The following is a 20,713-nucleotide window of genomic DNA, read 5'->3' as shown; positions in this document are numbered from 1 at the left end:
GTTCAGAACACCATGTCTTCGTAAAATATCTTCCTGCGCAGGACTGCCGGCATCATGTGTTACGGCCTTCACGCCGGCTGCTGCTGCTTTCACCCTTTACGATTACCGATGGTACGGTAACACGGATGCACTTGCGCGCCCGGGTATCGATCGCCTGCATCAGCGACTGGACCGTATTTTCGCTAATGGCCTGGAGGTTCTGTTTAATGTAGGTAATGGGCGAATAGAAAAAATCAAATACATCGCTTTCATCAAAGCTGATCACTCCCAGGTCCTGGGGTACTTTTATTCCCCGGGCATGGATCACTTTCAGCGACTGTACGGAGATGCTGTTGGTTGCAAAGACCAGCGAGTCCACCACCCGTCCTTTTGCATCCAGCAACCGCTCCAGTGCAGTGGTCACATGCTCTTTATAATTTCCGTAGGGCACTTTTGCCAGCCATTTTGTATTGAACCGGATGCCGTTATCTTTCAGCGCATCTTTATAGCCCGCAATCCGGTCCGTCATGTGCGTCAGCGGCGTATCATATGCTATGATCCCCGGTTTCTTATACCCGTTCCGGATCAGTAAATGAACCGCATTGTACATGGCATCATGATTGTCCGTAACTACTACATTGGTCTCCATCTCGCTAAACCCCCGGTCCATCAAAACAAAGGGAATCCCCCGGTTGCGCAATTCTTCGATCTGGGATTGCGATCCCGCTACCGGGGTAATGATCAGCCCGTCTACCTGGCGGTTCAGGAATGTATTGATCAGGTTCTGGGATTTCTCAAGCTGCTCATCGCTGCTGCCAAACAGTACCGTGTACCCGCGCTTTTGCGCCTCCAGCTCTATAATGCGGGCCAGCATGGCAAAAAACGGGTTGGAGATATCCGCAACAATGAGCCCGATGGTATGCGTTTTCCCGAACTTCAGCCCCCGGGCAATCAAATTGGGCTGGTAGTTCATTTCCGCCGCCACCTTTTTTATTTTCCGGGCTGCGGCCTCTCCCACCCGGGCCTCTTTCTCTTTTCCATTCAGCACATAGGACACCAATGCAGTGGACACCCCTACTTTTTGGGCGATATCCTTCAACGATACACGTTTTTTTATCATGAAGCTCTTTTAAACAATGATTGTTTGCCGTTGTTCTGCTCTTTCCTTTTTCATAAGAACAATCGATTATCATCCAAATTACAAAAATTGGAATTATTGACTGAATAAAATATTCCCCGCTCCGTTTATTTTTATCTAAAGTTGCTTACTTTTCTTTTGCAAACATTACTCGGTCAAATACCAGCCCGGGTTGCGGATCACCGCTCCGGAAGAGCACGCTCACCGGTATGGATGCATCGGTTATTTCCACCTCACCGATCAGCAGGCTCACCGGCTGGTTACCGCCGATAACAGCTACGGATCGCCAGTCCTGTACCCGCACCGCGTCCGCGATGCGTACTTCCAGTTGGTTGGTTGCCGCCTTTACCTGATGTAAAAAGATCCGGTACTTTCCCCGGGGCACTTCCGATACATTGATATTTAAAACGGCATTGTCCTTTCCGGTAAGCGCGGCCGCACCCTGCTGCAGCTGCAGGTTACCGTTATAGGTCAGGTGCCGCATCAGCCGTGTATAAAAGGTAACCGTGTCCGGTACCCATACCCGGGTTCGCTCATTATCCGGTGCAACGGAACGTGCAATCGGTCCTGTTGCATAATACAACGCAACGGACGTGTATTGCACCAGCCGGTTGTTGCGGACCGGACCATGTTCTATGGTATGCAGGATGCTTTTACGGAACGGCATTTTATCGGTCAAAAAGAACCGGTAGCCTCCCGTTCTGCCCAGGGGCAACGAATAATCCAGGCAACCGCTCAGCGGCGCACCCAAACGCTCCACCCATCCCCCGGGCTGCGCGTACCAGCCGCCGTTGAAATAATCTTCGGAACCGGTACCGTGCAGGGTCATGCTGCCATCGATCGTTGTAGCATCATCGCCCTCAAAGAATTCGGTAAAATTGGTAAAATCGGTTGCCTGCCCCTGCAATAAAGTGCCGATATAATGTCCCTTCCCCTGCCCTTCCAAAAAAACATAGGGCGCTCCCAACGGCGGATGTTCGTTTTTCCAGAGGGCATAGAACCGGCCTTCCTTTGCAGCGTTCCTTTTTTCATACGTATAGGAAACGGTTGCAAACAGCTCCACCGGCTGCAGGTCTTTATAGCCGTTCCGGTATACCAGCTCAATTTTTGCTTTCCGGTCAAAAGGCATAGGAATATAGCTATACACTTTTGCACCGGTAGCGCCCAAAAACAGGCTTTCCATAGAACGCGACCCGTAAGCGAACCCAAAGAAATCAGCAACGGGAACCCATACCGCAGGGCCGGGCTCATCATCCCAGGTGATCTTCAGATCCAGCTGCTTCCAGATGCCGTTAAAAGCGGCAGCAGGCTTCAGCTCCAGCCCCAGGATGCGCCCGCCCTGCTGCAACGCGGCCACCACGGCTGAGCTACCGGGCCTGAGCAATAATTTTTTGGTGATCACTGCCGGAGCTGCCGGATAAAAGTTACGGACATCCCGGTCGGGATCTGCCCACAATGCGACGGCCTTTTGCAATCGTTGGCGTTCCCTGCCTGCATCCTCCTTTTTAAAGGTGCGCACCTTGTAGAGTCCGTCATAGGTGCGGTACTGGATCTGGTGGAACAGGATCTTTTTTCCCCGGAACACGATCTTACAGCCTTTTTGATATGGAATGGGAATATAGCTGTAGAAGCCGCCTACTTTATGATCCGCCAGCGGTTTCAGGAAGGGCGCCACGGTGCCATTGAACAGATCTCTGAAACGGATGGACAGACCAGGGCGGGTATCTCCGTCGAAATAAAAATCCAGGGTATCATCGGTGGGCGTCGGTGTCCAGATGCGCTCGATCACGCCCTGCCCCTCGTGATCAAAAATAACCAGGCCGCCGGCTTCCTTCCTCAGGTAAGAATATTTTCCTCCAAAACCATCGTCATTTCCCCCGGTAGTATCGTAGGAAGAAACCTGTTTTACCACTGTGCCTTCCATATACCGGGGCAGGAGCTGCAGATTGGAAAGGCGTTCCAGTTCGGTAGCAAAACTCACCGGCACCTGGGCACGCAAATCTACAGTGCTCATCAAAACCATAGTCAGTAAATAAATAGCAGCAAAGCGCTTCATATGCCAATTTAATCGTTAAAGCAAACTTATGGACAATGTTTGAAGGTACCAAACAATTCTCGGATCAGAGCAGCCGCATTGCATCTTCAAAGCAGTCCGGCAGCGGCGCAGCTTCGAAAAGTATCCAGGAAAGACCCGGCTCAAAAGCAGCGAATCTATCCTTAGACGGGAAAGCGGGAAGGGGTCTATGCATCAGTTCTTACTGCACAGGCACCGGCGGAAGCGGGTGTCAACCATTCTCTTTTAAGAGTTTCACTACAATACTTTTTTTTAATACGGCCGGCCGGACATTATTGAGAAAGTATAAAGGACGTTTCATGCATCCCCCGTAACATTATTTTTTAAAAAGCTACAACTGTATGGCCACCCGGATGCCCTCGCTGTCATTATCAAACTGAAGCAATAACGTATGGGAACCGGCATCCCAGTCCTTTTTCAACAGCGCTGTGGCTGCACCATTCTTTGTAAGGGTAACGGCACCCGGGGCCGATGGCAGGTAGATCCGCATCACATTCACCGTACCGGTGGGACTCTTCAACAGGAAGCTGTATTGCCCGCGCTGATAAGATTCATTATAGGCCCGCCCCGCAGCTGCCAGGATCTTTGGCCGGCCTTTTTTGATGGTTTTCAGATCGTATAAAAAGGCCTGCTGCCCGGGCAAAACCTCCTTGCGCGCTAAAACGGGTAACTCCGGATCAAACAGATCCACCACCGGACCGTCAATGGTCAACGGTTGCGGGCCGGTGCTTTCATCCAGCGTTGCTGCGATCACATAAGGGCCCCGCTTTAACAGGAAATGATTTTTCATTTCCAGCTCCCCCGCATGCGCGTACCGGCTGTACGCCTGCGCTACCAGCTGCAGGAATGCCTCGTCCTGCCCCGCCTCCAATACCAGCTCTTTCGGATCCATCCGGTTCACGGCCACCCAACCCTTACCCGCTTTTACAAACCCCTGCTGTCCTTCCCCGATATTTAACAACCGGAACAGGTCTTCCGAAGGCGCTTTATACTGCAACCCGTTACTGTTCCACCATTCCTTTACCGTCTGAAAAGGATCATTGTCGCGCCCGTAATAGATCAATATTCCCCCTGCCCGCACCCACCGGGCCAACGCCTCATGATACTGCTGCTTTAACGGCTTCATGTTGGCATAGCTCATTACCAGCACCCGGATGTTCTTCAGGGTATTGCTGTTCTCCAGGTTTTCCATATGCACCGTTTCAACCGGTATGCCATTCTTTAATAAAGGCAGGGCCATCCCATAAAAGTTTGAAAGCTGGGGATCTTCATACCCGGCATGCGTGGGAAAACGCTGGAACATCATGGAATTCGAAACCAGGATGCCAATGCCATGACTGCCGCTGATCTTATTGGAGGACAATGGCATTTCATTTAACGCATTCACCATTACCTGCATCTGCGTGGCATAAGCTTTTGAAATAGGATGCCGGACGGTATCGTTTTCCAGCTTAAACCGCCCGAGGTAGATCCGGTTGGGCCAGGGCATTACCTCGTAATCTGCTACCGTGGGATACAGCAGCTGCGCGGTAAAGGTAGCCTGGTAATTTTTTTTATAGTCGTCCCAGGTACGCGGCCAGTCTTCTATGGGATCAGTGAGGAAGAACATCTTTTTTCCGGTGGGCGCCGTCATGGAAACCATGGAGCCGTATTCCAGGAAGGCGTTCTCAAATACCCGCTCTTTTTTTACCCCCTTGTAATAGACCGGCTCCCGGGAGGTGCCGGTCCATACCTGTGCGATGTAGCCATCCATATCTTTCAGGGAGGCCAGGCTTGCTTCCGGGCTTACGATCCGCCAGGAAGAATAGTTCAGCAGCGAATGGGTAGGCACATAGCAACGCACCACTTTTCCCTGGCTTTTGGCATAGCTCTTTACATAGGAAAAAGCCTCTTTCAGAGCATTCAGATACAGGTGATATTTGAGTTTGGAAGACAGGTAAGTGGCTTCCGGAGATTCATGCTGGGGGCGCCACGCCGAGCCGTAGTACTGCTGCCATTCCTTTTTAAAGGCCGCGCTGTAGCCTGCCCTTGCCCAAAACTCCGGTTCTTCCAGGTGAATGGCGGTAACGCCGGCATCAATGGCGCGTTTCAAATGGGTTTTAATATAGTTCAGATAATTTTGCGACGGTACAATGTAAGGCACGTCCCTGCCGTGCCAGATCGTGTCGCCGTTCCGCTGCACCTGTCCTTCGTCAAAATGCGACTTCCCGTCAAAGCGGCCTTTAAAATAATCCTGGTACTGCCCCCAGGCGATACCCGTCATAAAATGTACCCGGTATCCTTTGTCCCGCCATCCCTTTACCCGTTCCTCAAAGTTGCCGCCGGCATCATTGACCCCGTATACAATAGCAACATCCGACCGTACATCATAGGCCGCATTCCAGGGGGCAGCGATCTGGAAGGCGGTCTTTTCCTGTGCATAGATACTGTTGATGCACAAAGAACAAAAAAGCAAAATACGTTTCATTACGCTAAAATATTTTTATCATCTGCAGCCGGGTCATCGGGGAATATCGACCCTTACCGCAGCATTGTAATTATGTCGCTTGATATTTTCGGTGGCATAATTAATCCTTGCGGCAGCCCTTATAAATACGGTCCTGCCCGCGGGGATCGTACCTTGTGTTGTAATGGTTACCGGCTGGCCCAGGAGCGCCTCAAACGCATTGCCCGCGTAATTAACGATCGTCGAATACCGGTTATCCCATTCACGGTAACCCACATAGGGCACCTGGCTCACAAATAGCCGCACGTCGGTAACCTGCAGCATCTCGTTCAGTTCATCGTCGCTGTAATTACCCATGGGGCCGATCTTTGCCTTAAAATCTGCCGGGCTTACGGCTCTTGTTACTTTTACTGTGGCAGTCACCTTCCCGTTCGCCACGGAAGGCGTACCTACCCATTCCAGCTTAAGAAACGGCTGTACCTTAAACTCCAGCTCGGTTACCCCTTTGATCTCCAGGGTCTTCGATTCATTGGCCAGTGTATCGCCGTCGGCATTCAGGCGCACCAATGGGATGAATGCACCGTCCACCCGTACATTATACGTGCCCTGGAACACTTTTGTATTCTGGAAAATGCCCTCCTTCATACAAAAAAAATCAAGATTCTCGGGTTCGGATGCGGTCCAGGTAAGCTCGCGCATGCGTACCCTTGTACCCTCACTGCCCTGGTCCGTCAACACCGGCTCGCCGGTAGCCACATCTACCACCGTTCCTTTCAGCGTTTCTTTGGGCTCCGGGTAATTATCCAGCTTGGTGCAGGCATCCGTCCCCGCCAAAAGGATAAGTCCTCCTATGATATAAAGCGTTCTTTTCATACTTTGTCTTTTATATAATTTTCAGTTATCTGCCGGGTTGCTGATCAATAACCGGGCTCTTTGTTACCTCGCCTGAAGGGATCATGAAGTAATATTCCTGCTCCGTGATGCGGAAACGCTTCCGGGCTTCTTCAAACCCCGCATCAAAAAAGTATTTGTTGACCGCAGAAGCGTAAAACGGATAAAGCCCCCTGTAATAGGCCCCGTCTGCCTGAGTAAAACCATTCAGCACATCGGAGTGCTGCGTGCGCCACCTGCGTATATCCCAAAGGATCTTGTGTTCAAACGCCAGCTCTTTCCGGCGTTCTTTCCGGATCAGGTTCCGGCCGGGTATCCCCAGCACATCTCCCGCTCCGGCAAGCGGGTTGGCACCCGCCCGTTCCCGGATCTCTTTAACGGCGTTATAGGCCACCGTTTGCAAATCATCGCCTTCTGAAGTTGTTTCGCCTGCCAGCATCAGTTCCGATGCAGCTTCTGCTGCATTCAGCAACACTTCAGCATAGCGCATCAGGATAAAAGACTGGTCCGACCTCGCTTCCAGCACCAGGGCCTGCGGCATGTTGGGGTTTAACCATTTCCGGACAACAAACCCCGTAAATGCTGCAGTCATATCCGAATTTCCGAACGGACCGCTTTTACCGCCGGCATTCATCTTCGATCCATCCAACAAGGTAACCACTTCATGGGAGGTGCCGTTTTGCGAAAGAAATAAGGACTTCTTTCCGGAAAATGCGCCCTTTGCCGTGTAAGCATCCACCTGGTTGTAGGTTTGTGGTCCTCCAAATGAATAATCCGTTGCACCGTTCACGACCCGCAGCGGAGCGATCCCGCCGGCGACACTTCCGGTAAAGATACCCCGGCGTATCTCTATTGCCTCTTGCTTGAACACATCGCCGGGCAAAATAACATTGGCCCGCAGCCGCGGCTCTGCATTTGCAAAGAGGTCCGTTACCTTGTCGTATAAAACATATTTTCCCTGGGCATCGAGCACTTTAATCGTACCGTCCGGGTTTTTCGGGAACCCGTCGAACAGCTCTACAAAATCCAGGGTCGGGCAGTTGCCTGCCGAATAACCATTTCCCCCCATGAGCTGCCGTGGAATGTTATAGGCATCATACCCATGCGGCAGGTCGGGGTATTTGTAATCTTTGGTATAGATATTTTCGGTACTGGAAGCGTCAAAAAACATATCCACCATATTCTGGTACTGTGCTTCTTTATCATTGGCCGCCCATTTCTTTTTGTACAGGGAATATTTTCCGGACTGGATAATGGCATCGGCCGCTTTATAGGCCTCCGTAAAATATTTTTTGGAGGTAGCGGCGGCAGTTGCCGGATCAAACCCGATCACCCGCACTTTCGTTTTCTGGCCAAACCCCGTGATCCGGTTGTATTTGGCCACCGACCCGGCAAACAGCATGGCCTCCGATTTAAACCCAAGCGCCACATACTTATTGGCATATCCTTTAACCGGGCTGGTTTCGGGCAGCAGCCCGACAGCTTCGTCAAAATCGGCCAGCACCTGGTTCCACGTTTCTTCTTCAGTTGACCGGGGTATTTCTAACTGTGCAGCGGGGTTCTCCGGGTATTTCAGCACTTTGGTCACCAGGGGTACTCCGCCATACCTTTTTGCCAATGCATAAAAGACCATTGCCCTGGCGAAATGCGCCTCCCCCATATATTCATTCAACTCAGCATCGGTAAAATTCGTTTTAAAGGCGGGTAAATTCTCCAGAAGGGTATTGGCATCCCTCAACAAATTAAATGCCCGTACCCAATAAGCGCCATTGCGGGCCCAGCCTTCAGATGTCATTGCTTCCCCTGCATCCCTTCCCAGGGAAGACCCTTCGTTGGTACCGGGCGTAACGAGCCAGTCGTCAAAGAACTGCCGCGCCGGTGAATACTTAAAATCTTCAAAAGGCATCTGGCTGTACATACGCGACAGGTATAAGGACATTCCTTTCGAATTGGAGAAAAGATCCGATTCGTTCACAATATTTTTAGGAGGCACATCCAGGTAGCTTTTACACGAGATCGTAATACTGCCGATCCCCAATAGTATGAACAAAAAATATTTCAGTTTCATATAGCGTGCTTTTTAGAATGTTACGTTTAAGCCGGCAGATACCGTCTTATTCAGCGGATACAGGTAACCATATGTGTCGCTGGGATGTTCCGGGTCTATATACTTCACTTTTGTTTTTGTAAGCAGGTTGTACCCGTTTACATAAAAACGGGTATTTTTTACGCCCAGCGTTTTCAGCCACCTTTCCGGAAGCGCATACCCCAGCTCCACCGTTTTCAGACGGAGATACGCACCATTGACCGAGTTATACGAAGAACCGCCATCCGGCAGCGTGCCGGTGTAGCCGTAGTAACCGGGTACCCACACCGTGGCGGGATCATAGGGGTCGGCCTGGGGATCCTGTGGGTGCCACCGGTCCATGAACTGTACCATGGCCCCGGACTCGTTATTGCCCCATAACGGCTGAAACAACTGCTCTACGTACTGCACGGTTGAAAGGGCCGATCCCTGAAGCAGGAAGAACAAATCGACGCCTTTATAGGAAAAGCTGGCGGAGAAGCCATAGTTGATCCAGGGAGTTGAGCTCAGCTGGAAGGGATGCCGGTCCAGATCGTTGATCTCCCCATCACCGTTCCAGTCCTCATAACGGTAGTCGCCGGGCAATGTGCCCCGCCCGATATATACCGGGCTGTTCCAGATATCGTCCCAGGATTCGAACCTTCCGTTGCCCGTATAGCCCCACCAGATGTTTTGGAGGCGATCGTTCTGATTGTTCCGCCAGTTCCAGTAAGAGCTGCCATTGGGACCCCGTTCCACATAAAGCGCTTTTACCCGGGTAAAGGAAAAGATCCCCTTTAAACTATACGCCAGATCGCCAATATGGTGGTTATGCGTTACCTCAAAATCATACCCGAAGCTGAGATCGCTGTTGATGTTTTCATCGGGGAGCGCCGCCCCTACAACGGTTGGAATGCCGCCATTTCTTTTTGCCAGCAGTCCTTCCCTTTTCCGTTGAAAATAATCAAATGTAAAACCCAGCAACCCATCCCAGCCGAGGAAATCAACACCGGCATCGAACGATTGCGAGGTGTACCAGGTGATCTCCGTATTGGGGATGCCCTTGTTACTGGCACTGGCAATAAAGTTGCCGTCAAAAATATACCCCCCGGTAAAGTTCCGGGCATCGGTACCCGACGGGTAGTTATAGCCACTTGCCCATTGATAGGCCGCCGCTCCGTCATCACCCATCACCCCGTAAGAAGCACGCAGCTTTAACTGTTTGATGAATGCCAGTGCTGTTGCATTCTTAATAAAATTTTCTTCCGAAAGCCGCCAGCCGATGGATCCCCCGGGAAAGAATCCCCATTGATATCCCCCGTTGAACTTGGATGACCCATCATACCGGAAAAGGAATTCTGCCAGGTATTTATTGTTGAACGCATAATTGATCCGGCCGGCCAGCCCCAGGTTTGTAAACTCATAAAGATCCCCGGAACCGGTGTTCATTTTTGCCTCCTGGTTAAGCGGCACACCTGCAAACAAATAGGGCAGCGGCAGCGCCAGGTCCCTTTGTGCGATAAAATTATCCCCTTCCCTTTTTTGGGTTTCCCAAATCAGCGCACCGTCTATCTTGTGCAGGCTGTTAAAAAGCCGGCTGTAGTTTAAAGAGGTCTGGCTTAAGAGTTGGGAATAAAAATAGGCTTCGCGCGTTATCCGGTCGGGGGATTGTCTTACAAAGGGAGGCAAAAATTCCTGTGCGGCATCGTCATAGCGGTATTGTTTGTATTCTTTTTGAAAATAGTTCCGGTTGGAGATGGAATAATCGTAGCTGAAGAGCGTTTTGGCATAGAGCCCGGTTACCGCGGGGATATCATAGCGCAAACTCAGCACGGGCTGCACCCAGCTGTTCTTATATACCCGGTACCCGCTGATATCCTTGCTCATGAAAGAGATGGGGTTATCGCCTTCGATCAGTCCATGATAGGGTTTGGAAGGGTCATCATTGGCATAAGGGGCGATCTGGGGGCCCTGCCTCCAGAAACCGCGTATGATCCACCAGGCGCTCTGATAGGGTTGGTTGATCGTTTCTGTGATCAGGTTTACACCGGCATCCAGCGTAAACCTTTTGGCAATTTTTGCGGTGATGCTTGTTCGCAGATTATACCGGTTGTAGTTCAGATCATTGGTCCGGAAAAAGCTTCCCTGGTTCTGATACCCGCCTCCGATATAATACTGGAACTTCTCATTGCCACCGGTTGCGCTTAAATTGTGCTGGGATTGGGGCGCAGACTTTCCAAAAACCAGCGGGTACCATTCATAGCTCTTTCGTTTCCCCGTCCGGTATTCTTCAAATACGTCGTCTCCGTACACAAGGCTGCCCGGTCCGCCGATGATCGCATGGCGCGCAGCTTCATTGCGCAAGGTCAGGTACTGATAAATATCCACCGTCTTGGGTAACCCCGAGGGAAACTGCCAGGTAAAGTTTCCATCGTAAGAAAGTACACTTTCATTGTTATGCCCTTTTTTTGTAGTGATCAGCACGACCCCGTTTGCCGAACGCACACCGTATATTGCAGCAGAAGCATCTTTTAATACCGAAATGTCCTCAATATCGTTCGCGTTCATCCGCTGAAAATCGGCATTGGAGCGGGGAACGCCATCAATGATAATCAAAGGAGATCCAAAGCCCCGTATATCGAACACATTATTGAAGGCCCCGGGCTCCGCACTTTTTTGAACGATGCGCACACCCGGTACTTTACCGGTCAGCATATTCTGCGGATTTTCATTTTTGGTGGTCCGGATATCCTCTCCTTTGATGGAAGACACCGCTCCCGTTAACGATGACTTCTTCTGAGTACCGTATCCAACCACTACCACCTCTTCCAGGGCGTTGGCCGCCGCCGGCAGCAGGGTTACGATCAAACTCGAATCACCCGTTACCTGTATCTCCTGTGCCTGGTAGCCGACGGCAGAGAATAACAACACCGGCTGTTCACCGGAAACCGTGATACTGAATGCGCCGTCCTTATCCGTAAGCGTTCCTGTGGTGCCGCCTTTTACCTGTACACTTGCATTTTGCACGGGTGTATTCAGCTGGTCCTGTACAATCCCCTTTACCCTTTTTAACGGATCCGTCTGTTGCGCAAATCCTTTCCCCTGACAGATAGCAATACAGATTGCTAACAGCAACAATAAATACTTCATAGAAAATGATTGATATTTGGTTTACTAATGCGAAAAATGCAGCAGGCCATACGGCAAACAGACAGTCATCATTGCTCCTGCTGCAACGAAGACGGATCAAAAGGATTCCGCTTTAACCAACAAACGTGCTATCTGAAAAAAACGGCAATGATCCTTCCTGGTCAAACAACCTAACAAGAAACAAGACCTCCCCGGCTAAAACGTTACGCATTCATTCTTCGGTTCTTCATACATCGGGAGGGCTAAATCGTTTTTGCAATCTAAAATTAAACCGTTACCATCAATTAACAAAATTTTTTTTAAACGGAATTTCGCAAAATGAGTTCCGGGGGAACAAGGACGCCTTCCCCGGATTCGGTTTTCTTTGCCCCGCTGTTCATTTGTTCCAGCAACAACCGCATTGCCTGACCGGCAATTTCCTGCACCGGCTGACTGATCACGGAAATGGCGGGTGAGGAAAACCGGAAAAGATCGGTATCATCAAAGCTAAAAACAGCAACCTGCTTTGGAATGGCAATGTCCAGGTCCTTTAATGCTTTGATGCCAAACATGCCCAGGTAGTTGGTAGCGAAGATCATGGCATCGATCTCCGGGTGTTTCCGAAGGAACTGGTGGATCCGCGGCTCATACTGCGCCTTATCCTGGTAATACGGAAGCCGCAGCAACAGCTTTTTCTGAAAAAGCCCGTTCTGTTGCAGCGCCTCTACATAGGCCCGTTCACGCTCCTGCATCTGCACCTGCTCTGTGGCGATATTTACAAAGGCGATCTGTTTCTTTTGTTTTTTTATCAGGCATTCAGTGGCCTTACGCACGCCGGCATAGTTATCGACCAGCGCAAAAGGGATCTCCTCCCCCGGGAAATAACGGTCGATCAGCACCAGGGGCTTCCGGCTCTTTTTTAAGGCCTGCACACTGGTTTTCATACCAATGGACGGGGCGATCAAAAACCCGTCGACCTGCTTGGCCAGCAACTGGATCAGGTCATTTCCCCGGCCATCATTGTTTTCGGTGCTCCCGTACACCACCCGGTAGCCCACTTTTGCAGCGGCCTTTTCTACCGATTTGGCCAGGGATGCAAAAAAGGAATTGGCAATGTCTTCCACGATCAGGCCGATCACATGCGTTTTCCCGGTACGAAGACTTGCGGCCGCCCGGTTGGGTATATAGCCGGTCTTTTTGATAATAGACTGGATATGCCGGACCATTTCTTCGCTGATGCGCATTTCCTGGTGCTTTCCGTTAACAACAAATGAAACGGTAGAAGGCGCTACACCCGCAAGCCGTGCAATATCTTTGATGGATAAATGTTTCACTATTGATGATCAAAAAAATCGATGTTCTGAAATACGCACAAGGGTCCCATAATAGATAAAATTAGTTGTTTTTACCCTTTACTGTCACACCGTTTATAATTTTTAATGCGTATTCCCCTGTTGCAGGGCCTCATTCTTTAGCGTATATATACAAGCCCCCTACACCAAAATTACAGTTCAGACGGCCAATTGAGCAGTTCATACAGCAAATCCACCCTGGTTAGCGGGTAAATAGGATCACCTTTACACTTAAAAAGCTTCCGCCAAAGCGGCCGCGGGTATTGCCAACGGCAAAATTAAAAGACAGGGTCTACAACGGGCCTGCTGTTTCCTTTAAAAAAGGAAAGGTAGCTACCCTGTATGAAGCAAATGCTATGGGCCACCCCGTACGCCTTGCCATCAGCATTGATAATGCAGCATTGAACAGCCTCGACATGCCTGCTCCGGGGCCGCGTTCTCCCCGGTGTTTATTTTTGTAAACTGCCGTATTCCTGTTTTGCGAGTTGTTTTGGCATTGCCCTGTAAAATTAATAAAAAAGCTCCGTGAAAACCATCACGGAGCTTTAGTTATGTACCAGCCGCTGGGATCAATTCAGATGCGATTCAATTTTCTTTACAAAATTGCCCTTGGGTTGTGCGCCCACCAGCTTGTCTACCACCTGGCCGTTCTTAATAAACAAAATAGCCGGAATGGAAGTGATCCCGTAATTCATGGAAACCTGGGGATTTACATCCACATTCACTTTTCCGATATTCACCTTTCCTTCATATTCTTTTGATAATTCTTCAATTACCGGACCGATCGCGCGGCAGGGGCCACACCATTCCGCCCAAAAATCCACCACCGTTAATTTATCGGAGTCCAGAACCTCTGCCTGAAAGTTGGAATCATTAAATTCTTTTGCCATTTCCAAATATTTTAGTTGATTAATTGTTTGAAACAAATAACAAATTTAGTTCCCATTTAGATAACAGGCAATATTGACAAAAAGTTGTGCAGAAAATGTCAATTCAGGTAAAATGCCTGACAAAAGACCGCTAACGGCTGTTCACTCCCTCTTTTGCCACTACTTCGGGGTTGTGCCGGTACCGGAATACCAGCGCAAAAAGCATCCCGATCACCAGGGCATAAAACGCAAAGATAAACCAGACCGTTCTCCAGTCCGTTAACTCATTCCGGGTATAGTGCTGTATCAGCCACCCGCTTCCAAAGCTCCCCATCATGGCCCCGATGCCGTTGGTCATCATCATGAACAACCCCTGGGCGCTCCCCCGTATTTTTGAAGGAGCCTCTTTTTCAATAAAAAGCGAACCGGAAATGTTAAAAAAATCAAAGGCCATCCCATATACGATCATCGATAGGATCAGAAATACCAGTCCTCCGCCCGGATCGCCCACCCCAAACAAACCAAAACGCAGGAACCAGGCAAACATGCTCATCAACATCACCGTTTTGATCCCGTATTTTCTTAAGAAAAAAGGGATGGTTACGATAAATGCGGTTTCTGATATCTGGGAGATCGAAATGAGGATATTGGGATACTTTACCCCGATCGTATCTGCAAACGCCGGGTCAAATTTAAAATGATCAATAAAAGGCACACCCCATTGATTGGTGATCTGCAACGCTGCTCCCAGGAACATTGAGAAAATAAAAAAGATCGCCATCTTGGGTATCTTAAACAGGCGGAATGCATCTATGCCAAATGCCGCCGCAAGCGACCGGGGTCCCTGGCTCTCCGGTTTACAGGGAGGCAGGGTAAAACAATAAAAGCCGGTTACCAGCGCGCTCCCTGCCGCAAAGATCAGCTGCCCGTTGGTAAGCGTCCAGTGAAACAGATCGGTCAGCCACATCGCTGCAATAAACCCGATGGTCCCCCACACTCTTATAGGAGGAAAATCCTTTTGCGGTTCCAGCCCGTTATTCTTTAAAACATGATAGGCCACGGCATTATTTAATGATATTGTTGGCATATAGGCCATGCAGACGAGCAACATTCCCCAAAACATTCCGGCCGGTTCCGTTAAGGTAGCAGTGTAGTACAGCGCCCCGGCCCCTGCGATATGCGACAGGCCCAGGAGCCGTTCCGCATTCACCCACCGGTCGCTGATAATGCCCAGTACCGGGGGCATAAAGATAGACGCGATCCCCAATGTTAAGAACACGGTCCCGATCTGCTCTCCTTTGAAGTGGAGGGTGGAGTACATATACCCTCCAATAGACGTAAGATAGGCGCCCCAGATAAAAAACTGTAAAAAATTGATGATGGTCAATCTTAGTTTTATGCTCATAGACGAACTTTAGTTGCTTTATACATCGTACAGCAATTGAAGATAATTATTTACCCCGAAGTTTCGCTAATCCGGCGGGCAAATTTGTCAGGTTGAAACCGGGATCCCGGCAGGTTCGCGAAGATGTTCAACAGCAGCTTCCCCCTCCATTGCGATCGTTGCCCGTCCCTGGCGCAGGTTGCGGTTCCCGTTCAATACAGAGTGATTCCGTGGCTCAGTGGCCATAAAATGCTAAATTTGCAAAAAAATCAGCAGCATGACGGAAGTGATAGAGACCTCAATTTTACCTGAAGACACCGATCTGAAACATATCGCTCAAAAAGTTTACACTGACCAACGCATCACCAATGAAGAAGCGCTGCTCCTGTTCGAAAAAGGCAGCCTGGGCTTTGTGGGGTCCCTGGCCAATTTTGTGCGTGAAAAATTACATGGGGATCGCACTTACTTTAACCGGAATTTCCATATCGAGCCTACCAATGCCTGTATCTACACCTGTAATTTCTGCAGTTACAGCAGGCTGTATGCACACCGGGATGAAGCGTGGGAGCTGGGGCTGGACCAGATGATGGATATCGTGAAAAAATACGATGCCGAGCCGGTTACCGAAGTACATATCGTGGGGGGCGTTCACCCGAAAATGAACCTGGAATTTTTTGCAGAGCTCCTCCGGAAGATCAAAGCGCACCGCCCGGAGCTGCATATCAAAGGCTTTACCGCGGTGGAGCTGGATTATATGTTCCGCAAGGCGAAGAAAACCGTGGAAGAAGGGTTATCATACCTAAAGGAAGCAGGACTCGAAAGCCTGCCCGGTGGCGGTGCGGAGATCTTTGCTGACGCAGTCCGCAAGCAGATCTGCCCGGACAAAGTGGATGCTGACGGATGGCTGCAGATACACGAAACGGCACACCGTCTGGGCATGCATACCAATGCCACCATGCTTTACGGACATATTGAAAGTTTTGCCGACCGGGTGGATCATATGCACCGCCTGCGGGAACTGCAGGACAAAACCGGCGGGTTCAATACTTTTATTCCACTCAAATTCCGCAATAAGGACAACGATATGAGCCACGTGCCGGAGTCGACGCTGGTGGAGGATATGCGTCTTTATGCCATCGCCCGCATCTACCTGGATAATTTTCCGCACATGAAAGCCTACTGGCCCATGCTTGGCCGGCAGAATGCGCAACTGTCACTTGCTTTTGGTGTTAACGATCTCGACGGCACCATTGATGATACCACGAAGATCTATTCCATGGCCGGCTCCGAGGAACAGACCCCTTCCATGTCTACACAGGACCTCGTAGTGCTGATCCGCCAGGCCAAACGCAAGCCGGTGGAGCGGGGCACGCTTTATAATGTGGTCAAAGATTACAGCCGGGAGGAGTTGGGAAGCGAGGTTTGAGAATTGAGAATCGAGATGCTTTTTACGTAAACCTGGTGTTTAGTATTTAGCTTTTAGACCTTTTCAACCAATTGAAACACATTCATGGAATTGCGAAAATGTTCATCGATCGACGAACGGAAACCAACCTGGAACCTGGGACTTTGGACGATAGACGATAGACGATAGATAATAGACATTAGACCGGGCAATGAGGTGGAAACATGGAACCACTTGCTATCAGTATTCAGCATTGAACCCTGAATTGCGAAATGTTCATCGATCGACGAACGGAAACCAACCTGGAACCTGGGACTTTGGACAATAGACGATAGACGATAGACGATAGATAATAGACATTAGACCGGGCAATGAGGTGGAAACATGGAACTACTTGCTATCAGTATTCAGCATTGAACCCTGAATTACGAAATGTTCATCGAGCAGCGAACAGGATGTTTCATCGCTTATGCCCGATTAGGTATTCTCCGCTTTTTTTAATATATTGCTGATCTAAATCATCGCTATCATGGCTAAGGTCTCCAACATTCTTGCCCGTAAAGGGCATGATACGATCAGCATTGTGCCCTCGACGTCTGTTTACCAGGCGCTGGAATTGATGGCCGATAAAAATATTGGAGCGCTCGTTGTCAAAAACGGGGAGCATTACCTGGGGATCATTACCGAACGCGATTACTCCCGGAAAGTGATCCTGAAAGGAAAACATTCCTCCGATACGACAGTGGAAGAGATCATGTCTACCGAGCTGCCCCATATTTCCCCGGAAGACTCCGTAGAGCACTGTATGGAGCTGATGAGCGATAAAAACATCCGGTACCTGCCCGTGTTCATCAATGCACAGCTGGCAGGCATTATCTCCATCAGCGATGTGGTCAAAGAAACCATCTTACAACAAAAGGAAACCATCAATCATTTGAAAGATTATATACACGGGAACGGATAGAAGGGCACCGCTTCAATTCCGCAGCCCATCTTCCTCCCACCATTTCTCCCATGTCTGGTCCGGATGGTCCAGGTTCACTTTTTCACCGATCTTCGGAGTGAGGACCGGATAGTTTTCGGCTTCACCAAATGCCGTTACCTGCTCCAGCGGTTCGTACCAGGGATGTTGTGCCAGCCGGAATCTGGAGTGGTGCACCGGCAGCACCCGCTGCGCTTTCAGCGCCCGGGCCTCTGTTAAGATCTCCTGGGGCAGGGAATGGATATAGGGCCATTTTTCATTGTATTGTCCGCATTCCAGTATCGCCAGGCTAAAAGGGCCAAACCGGTCGCCAATATCACTGAAATGCGGGCCATAGCCGCTATCGCCGCCGAGGAATATCCGCCTTGAGGGCGTCTGCAGTACAAAAGAGGTCCAGAGGGAATTGTTCCTTGAAAACAGGCGGCGGCCGGAAAAATGCCTTGCCGGCGTAAGGGTAACCGTACATCCGTTTCCGAGATCTGCATGGTCGAACCAGTTCTTTTCAATGATCCGCTCCCTGTCCCAGCCCCAGTATTCAAAATGCTGCGCCACGCCCAATCCGCAGACCACGGTCTTCACTTTAGGTTCCAGCCGGCGCACCGTTTTGTAATCGAGGTGGTCCCAATGATCGTGCGAGATGAACAGCACATCGATATCCGGCATATCTGCGGCCTGGTAATGATTGGTACCGGCAAATGCTTTTACCGAACCGGGCAGCGGCGAAGCACTGTTGCTGAATACCGGATCTACAAGAAAACGCATGCCATCCAGCTGTATAAAATAGGAACTATGTCCAAACCACACCAGTACATTTTCCTCCGGCCTCAAATGCTGCAGATCCGTTTGTACAAAAGGAAGGGGATACCGGGGCACAGTATCCGGCATCTTTTGAAAGAATTTCCAGAAGATCCGCATCATGCTTTCTCCTTCGGCCAATGCCGGTGTGGGCAGCAGGTTTTGAAACCGCCCGTTCTTATAATTGGAAAGCGGGTAAAACAACCCTTTCCGTTCGCGGCCGGGGTATTGCCCCAATTGTCTGATCAGTTCCATCGTACATTTCTTATCGCTGTTTGTAAATACCGGTTCATAAAGATTGCGGCCAAACCACGGTACCCGGTTTTGCCTGCATACTATGTTGCTTTTAATTTCTCTTCTTCCATATCGATATAGTGCAGGAATTTCCGGACGGTTTCCTCATCCAGCCGCTGCTCCCTCCTGTTCTTGTCCAGCAGCCACCTGCGCTGCCGCTCCAGCACTTCGCGGCAGATCCTGCGTACCGGCCCGGAGTAATGCACAGCCCCCTCCGTTTCAACATCGATCCGCCATTGATCTGCCAGCAGCCGCAGCACCGGGCTGTTTTTCAGCTCACCGGGGTAATGTTCCTGTATATGATTCAGCGCCTCCCGGGCAAGTGCCGCCCGGAAACAGCCTTCCATCTCCTCCTCCGGCAGGTGGTCCCGGTAATCGGGAAGCTTCAGTTTTTTTATGATCCCCGGCAGTGTGAGGCCCTGCAGCACCAGCGTTACCAGGATCACCACAAAAGTGATGAACAGGATCAGGTTCCGTTGCGGAAAAGGAGATCCATCGTCCAGGACGGCAGGTACCGACAGGGCCGCAGCCAGGGAAACCACACCCCGCATACCCGTCCAGCCCAACAGCAATGGCGCTTTCATTCCCGGGTTCTTATCGGCCACGGTAATGAACCGGCTGGCGATCTTCGTAACCACCACGGCCCCAAAAGCCGCCAGCATCCGACCGATCATCAGCACCCCGGTAATGAGCAGGCCATAGCCGGAGGCTTCGTAAAAACCGATCCCCTCCTTCCGCAGTCCGGCCATGATCTCCGGCAGATCCAGCCCGATGAGCATAAACACCAATCCGTTCAGGAGAAATACAAAGCTCTGCCACACATTTTCGCCCCGCAAGCGGGAGGAAACGCTTAAAAACCGGTGCCGCTGTGCCGAAAGAAAAAGCCCGCCGCTCACTACCGCCAATACCCCGGAACCGTGCACTTCCTCTGCAGCCATATACATTACGTAAGGAGCAACCAGGGTAAGGATGATGTCCATGTTTACATCGGTAGGCAGACGCTGGTGCATCTTCATAAAAACAAAGCCCACCAGCAACCCGATGCCCGCGCCGCCAATGATCATCCATACAAAGCTCAGGGCCGCATCGTGCCAGATGAACTGCCCCGTGCCAACGGCCACCAAGGCAAAGCGCAAAATAATAAGGGATGAGGCGTCGTTCAGCAAACTCTCGCCTTCCAGTATCGAGGAGATCCTCCGGGGCACTTTTACAAATTTTACAATCGCACCGGCACTTACGGCATCCGGCGGCGAAACGATGCCTCCCAGCAGGAATCCCAGGGCCAGCGAGAAACCGGGAATAAAATGATTGGCCACAAAAGCTACCGACATAGCGGTAAGAAAGACCACTACAAAGGCAAAACTGCTGATCACCCGGCGCCAGCGCCAAAGCTCCTTCCAGGAGATGGCCCAGGCCGCTTCATACAGCAATGGGGGCAGAAAAATAATAAAGATCAGTTCCGGGTCTATCTTCAGCGCCGGAACACCCGGTACAAAGCTGATCAATAACCCGGCTACCACCAGCAATATAGGATAGGCCACTTTTATCCGGTTGCCCAGCATGATCAGCAGAACGATCAGTACGATCAGTGCCAGGTAAAATGGAAAATGCTCCAGCATACAGTTGATCTTTTGAGAATAAAGATAGTTACCGGCCGGATCTTAATCAAAAACGGGCGCACGGCAACTCAGCGCAGGCAGCTATAAAAAAATACTCAACAAGAAACGCTTGCCAGGTAAAGCCTGGGGCCTTTATTTGCTGAGTACAGTACAAAATTACAACTTTTATTTTTTAAAACTTCACGGCTGTCATCATGGGGTGCATTTCAGATTTTCGCGGTAATATTTTGAGATAATGGGTAAATTCAGGAAACAAATCCATCAATTATGACAATGCAGCAATACTTTGAC

The 20,713-nt window shown here is 50.3% G+C and carries 15 protein-coding genes; 3 read left to right on the top strand and 12 right to left on the bottom strand.

What is annotated here, in order from left to right; all coding sequences use genetic code 11:
- Nucleotides 1–52: 52 nt before the first annotated feature.
- From B160_RS0101995 to B160_RS0101960, 7 genes are all read right to left on the bottom strand, one after another.
- Complete coding sequence (locus tag B160_RS0101995; protein WP_018626172.1) at nucleotides 53–1,099, bottom strand: LacI family DNA-binding transcriptional regulator; 1,047 nt, start codon at nucleotides 1,097–1,099, stop codon at nucleotides 53–55.
- Nucleotides 1,100–1,244: 145 nt separating this feature from the next.
- A complete protein-coding gene (locus B160_RS0101990) occupies nucleotides 1,245–3,173 on the bottom strand; it encodes a glycoside hydrolase family 172 protein (protein WP_018626171.1) in 1,929 nt (642 codons plus the stop codon).
- Between the two features lie 349 nt (nucleotides 3,174–3,522).
- Nucleotides 3,523–5,658, bottom strand: coding sequence for a hypothetical protein (locus B160_RS0101980; protein WP_018626169.1), 2,136 nt, complete (start codon nucleotides 5,656–5,658; stop codon nucleotides 3,523–3,525).
- Between the two features lie 33 nt (nucleotides 5,659–5,691).
- Entirely contained in the window at nucleotides 5,692–6,510 is an 819-nt protein-coding gene (locus B160_RS0101975) for a DUF3823 domain-containing protein (protein ID WP_018626168.1), read from the bottom strand.
- 25 nt (nucleotides 6,511–6,535) lie between these two features.
- Nucleotides 6,536–8,596 carry a RagB/SusD family nutrient uptake outer membrane protein gene (locus tag B160_RS0101970; RefSeq protein WP_018626167.1) on the bottom strand — a complete coding sequence of 687 codons (2,061 nt, stop codon included), beginning with the start codon at nucleotides 8,594–8,596 and terminating at the stop codon, nucleotides 6,536–6,538.
- A 12-nt stretch (nucleotides 8,597–8,608) separates the two neighbouring features.
- A complete protein-coding gene (locus tag B160_RS0101965) occupies nucleotides 8,609–11,743 on the bottom strand; it encodes a SusC/RagA family TonB-linked outer membrane protein (RefSeq protein WP_018626166.1) in 3,135 nt (1,044 codons plus the stop codon).
- Nucleotides 11,744–12,042: 299 nt separating this feature from the next.
- Nucleotides 12,043–13,056 (bottom strand): LacI family DNA-binding transcriptional regulator, encoded by a 1,014-nt coding sequence (locus B160_RS0101960; RefSeq protein WP_018626165.1) that lies wholly within the window; start codon nucleotides 13,054–13,056, stop codon nucleotides 12,043–12,045.
- Nucleotides 13,057–13,337: 281 nt separating this feature from the next.
- Here B160_RS0101960 and B160_RS0101955 point away from each other — a divergent pair, with 281 nt between their 5' ends.
- Nucleotides 13,338–13,535 carry a hypothetical protein gene (locus B160_RS0101955; protein ID WP_018626164.1) on the top strand — a complete coding sequence of 66 codons (198 nt, stop codon included), beginning with the start codon at nucleotides 13,338–13,340 and terminating at the stop codon, nucleotides 13,533–13,535.
- Nucleotides 13,536–13,643: 108 nt separating this feature from the next.
- Here B160_RS0101955 and trxA read toward each other — a convergent pair whose 3' ends face one another.
- From trxA to B160_RS31500, 3 genes are all read right to left on the bottom strand, one after another.
- The gene (gene trxA / locus B160_RS0101950; protein ID WP_018626163.1) at nucleotides 13,644–13,964 is read right to left on the bottom strand and encodes a thioredoxin; all 321 of its coding nucleotides are present in this window, start codon (nucleotides 13,962–13,964) and stop codon (nucleotides 13,644–13,646) included.
- Between the two features lie 130 nt (nucleotides 13,965–14,094).
- Nucleotides 14,095–15,348 carry a nucleoside permease gene (locus B160_RS0101945; RefSeq protein ID WP_026309454.1) on the bottom strand — a complete coding sequence of 418 codons (1,254 nt, stop codon included), beginning with the start codon at nucleotides 15,346–15,348 and terminating at the stop codon, nucleotides 14,095–14,097.
- 87 nt (nucleotides 15,349–15,435) lie between these two features.
- On the bottom strand, nucleotides 15,436–15,573 hold the full coding sequence (locus B160_RS31500) for a hypothetical protein (protein WP_157557850.1): 138 nt from the start codon (nucleotides 15,571–15,573) through the stop codon (nucleotides 15,436–15,438).
- Between the two features lie 31 nt (nucleotides 15,574–15,604).
- Here B160_RS31500 and mqnE point away from each other — a divergent pair, with 31 nt between their 5' ends.
- Both mqnE and B160_RS0101935 read left to right on the top strand, forming a co-directional pair.
- Nucleotides 15,605–16,753, top strand: a complete 1,149-nt coding sequence (gene mqnE / locus B160_RS0101940) for an aminofutalosine synthase MqnE (RefSeq protein ID WP_018626161.1) — start codon at nucleotides 15,605–15,607, stop codon at nucleotides 16,751–16,753.
- 508 nt (nucleotides 16,754–17,261) lie between these two features.
- Entirely contained in the window at nucleotides 17,262–17,696 is a 435-nt protein-coding gene (locus tag B160_RS0101935; protein WP_018626160.1) for a CBS domain-containing protein, read from the top strand.
- A 12-nt stretch (nucleotides 17,697–17,708) separates the two neighbouring features.
- Here the strand turns inward: B160_RS0101935 and B160_RS0101930 are convergent, their stop codons facing one another.
- Both B160_RS0101930 and B160_RS0101925 read right to left on the bottom strand, forming a co-directional pair.
- Nucleotides 17,709–18,764: an MBL fold metallo-hydrolase gene (locus B160_RS0101930; protein WP_018626159.1), complete on the bottom strand. Its 1,056-nt coding sequence runs from the start codon at nucleotides 18,762–18,764 to the stop codon at nucleotides 17,709–17,711.
- Between the two features lie 80 nt (nucleotides 18,765–18,844).
- The gene (locus tag B160_RS0101925) at nucleotides 18,845–20,422 is read right to left on the bottom strand and encodes a Na+/H+ antiporter (protein ID WP_018626158.1); all 1,578 of its coding nucleotides are present in this window, start codon (nucleotides 20,420–20,422) and stop codon (nucleotides 18,845–18,847) included.
- Between the last annotated feature and the right edge of the window lie 291 nt (nucleotides 20,423–20,713).

Source organism: Niabella aurantiaca DSM 17617, from assembly GCF_000374125.1.
In the GTDB taxonomy this organism is placed as follows: Bacteria; Bacteroidota; Bacteroidia; order Chitinophagales; family Chitinophagaceae; genus Niabella; species Niabella aurantiaca.
This window is presented reverse-complemented; position numbering and strand designations above follow the sequence as displayed.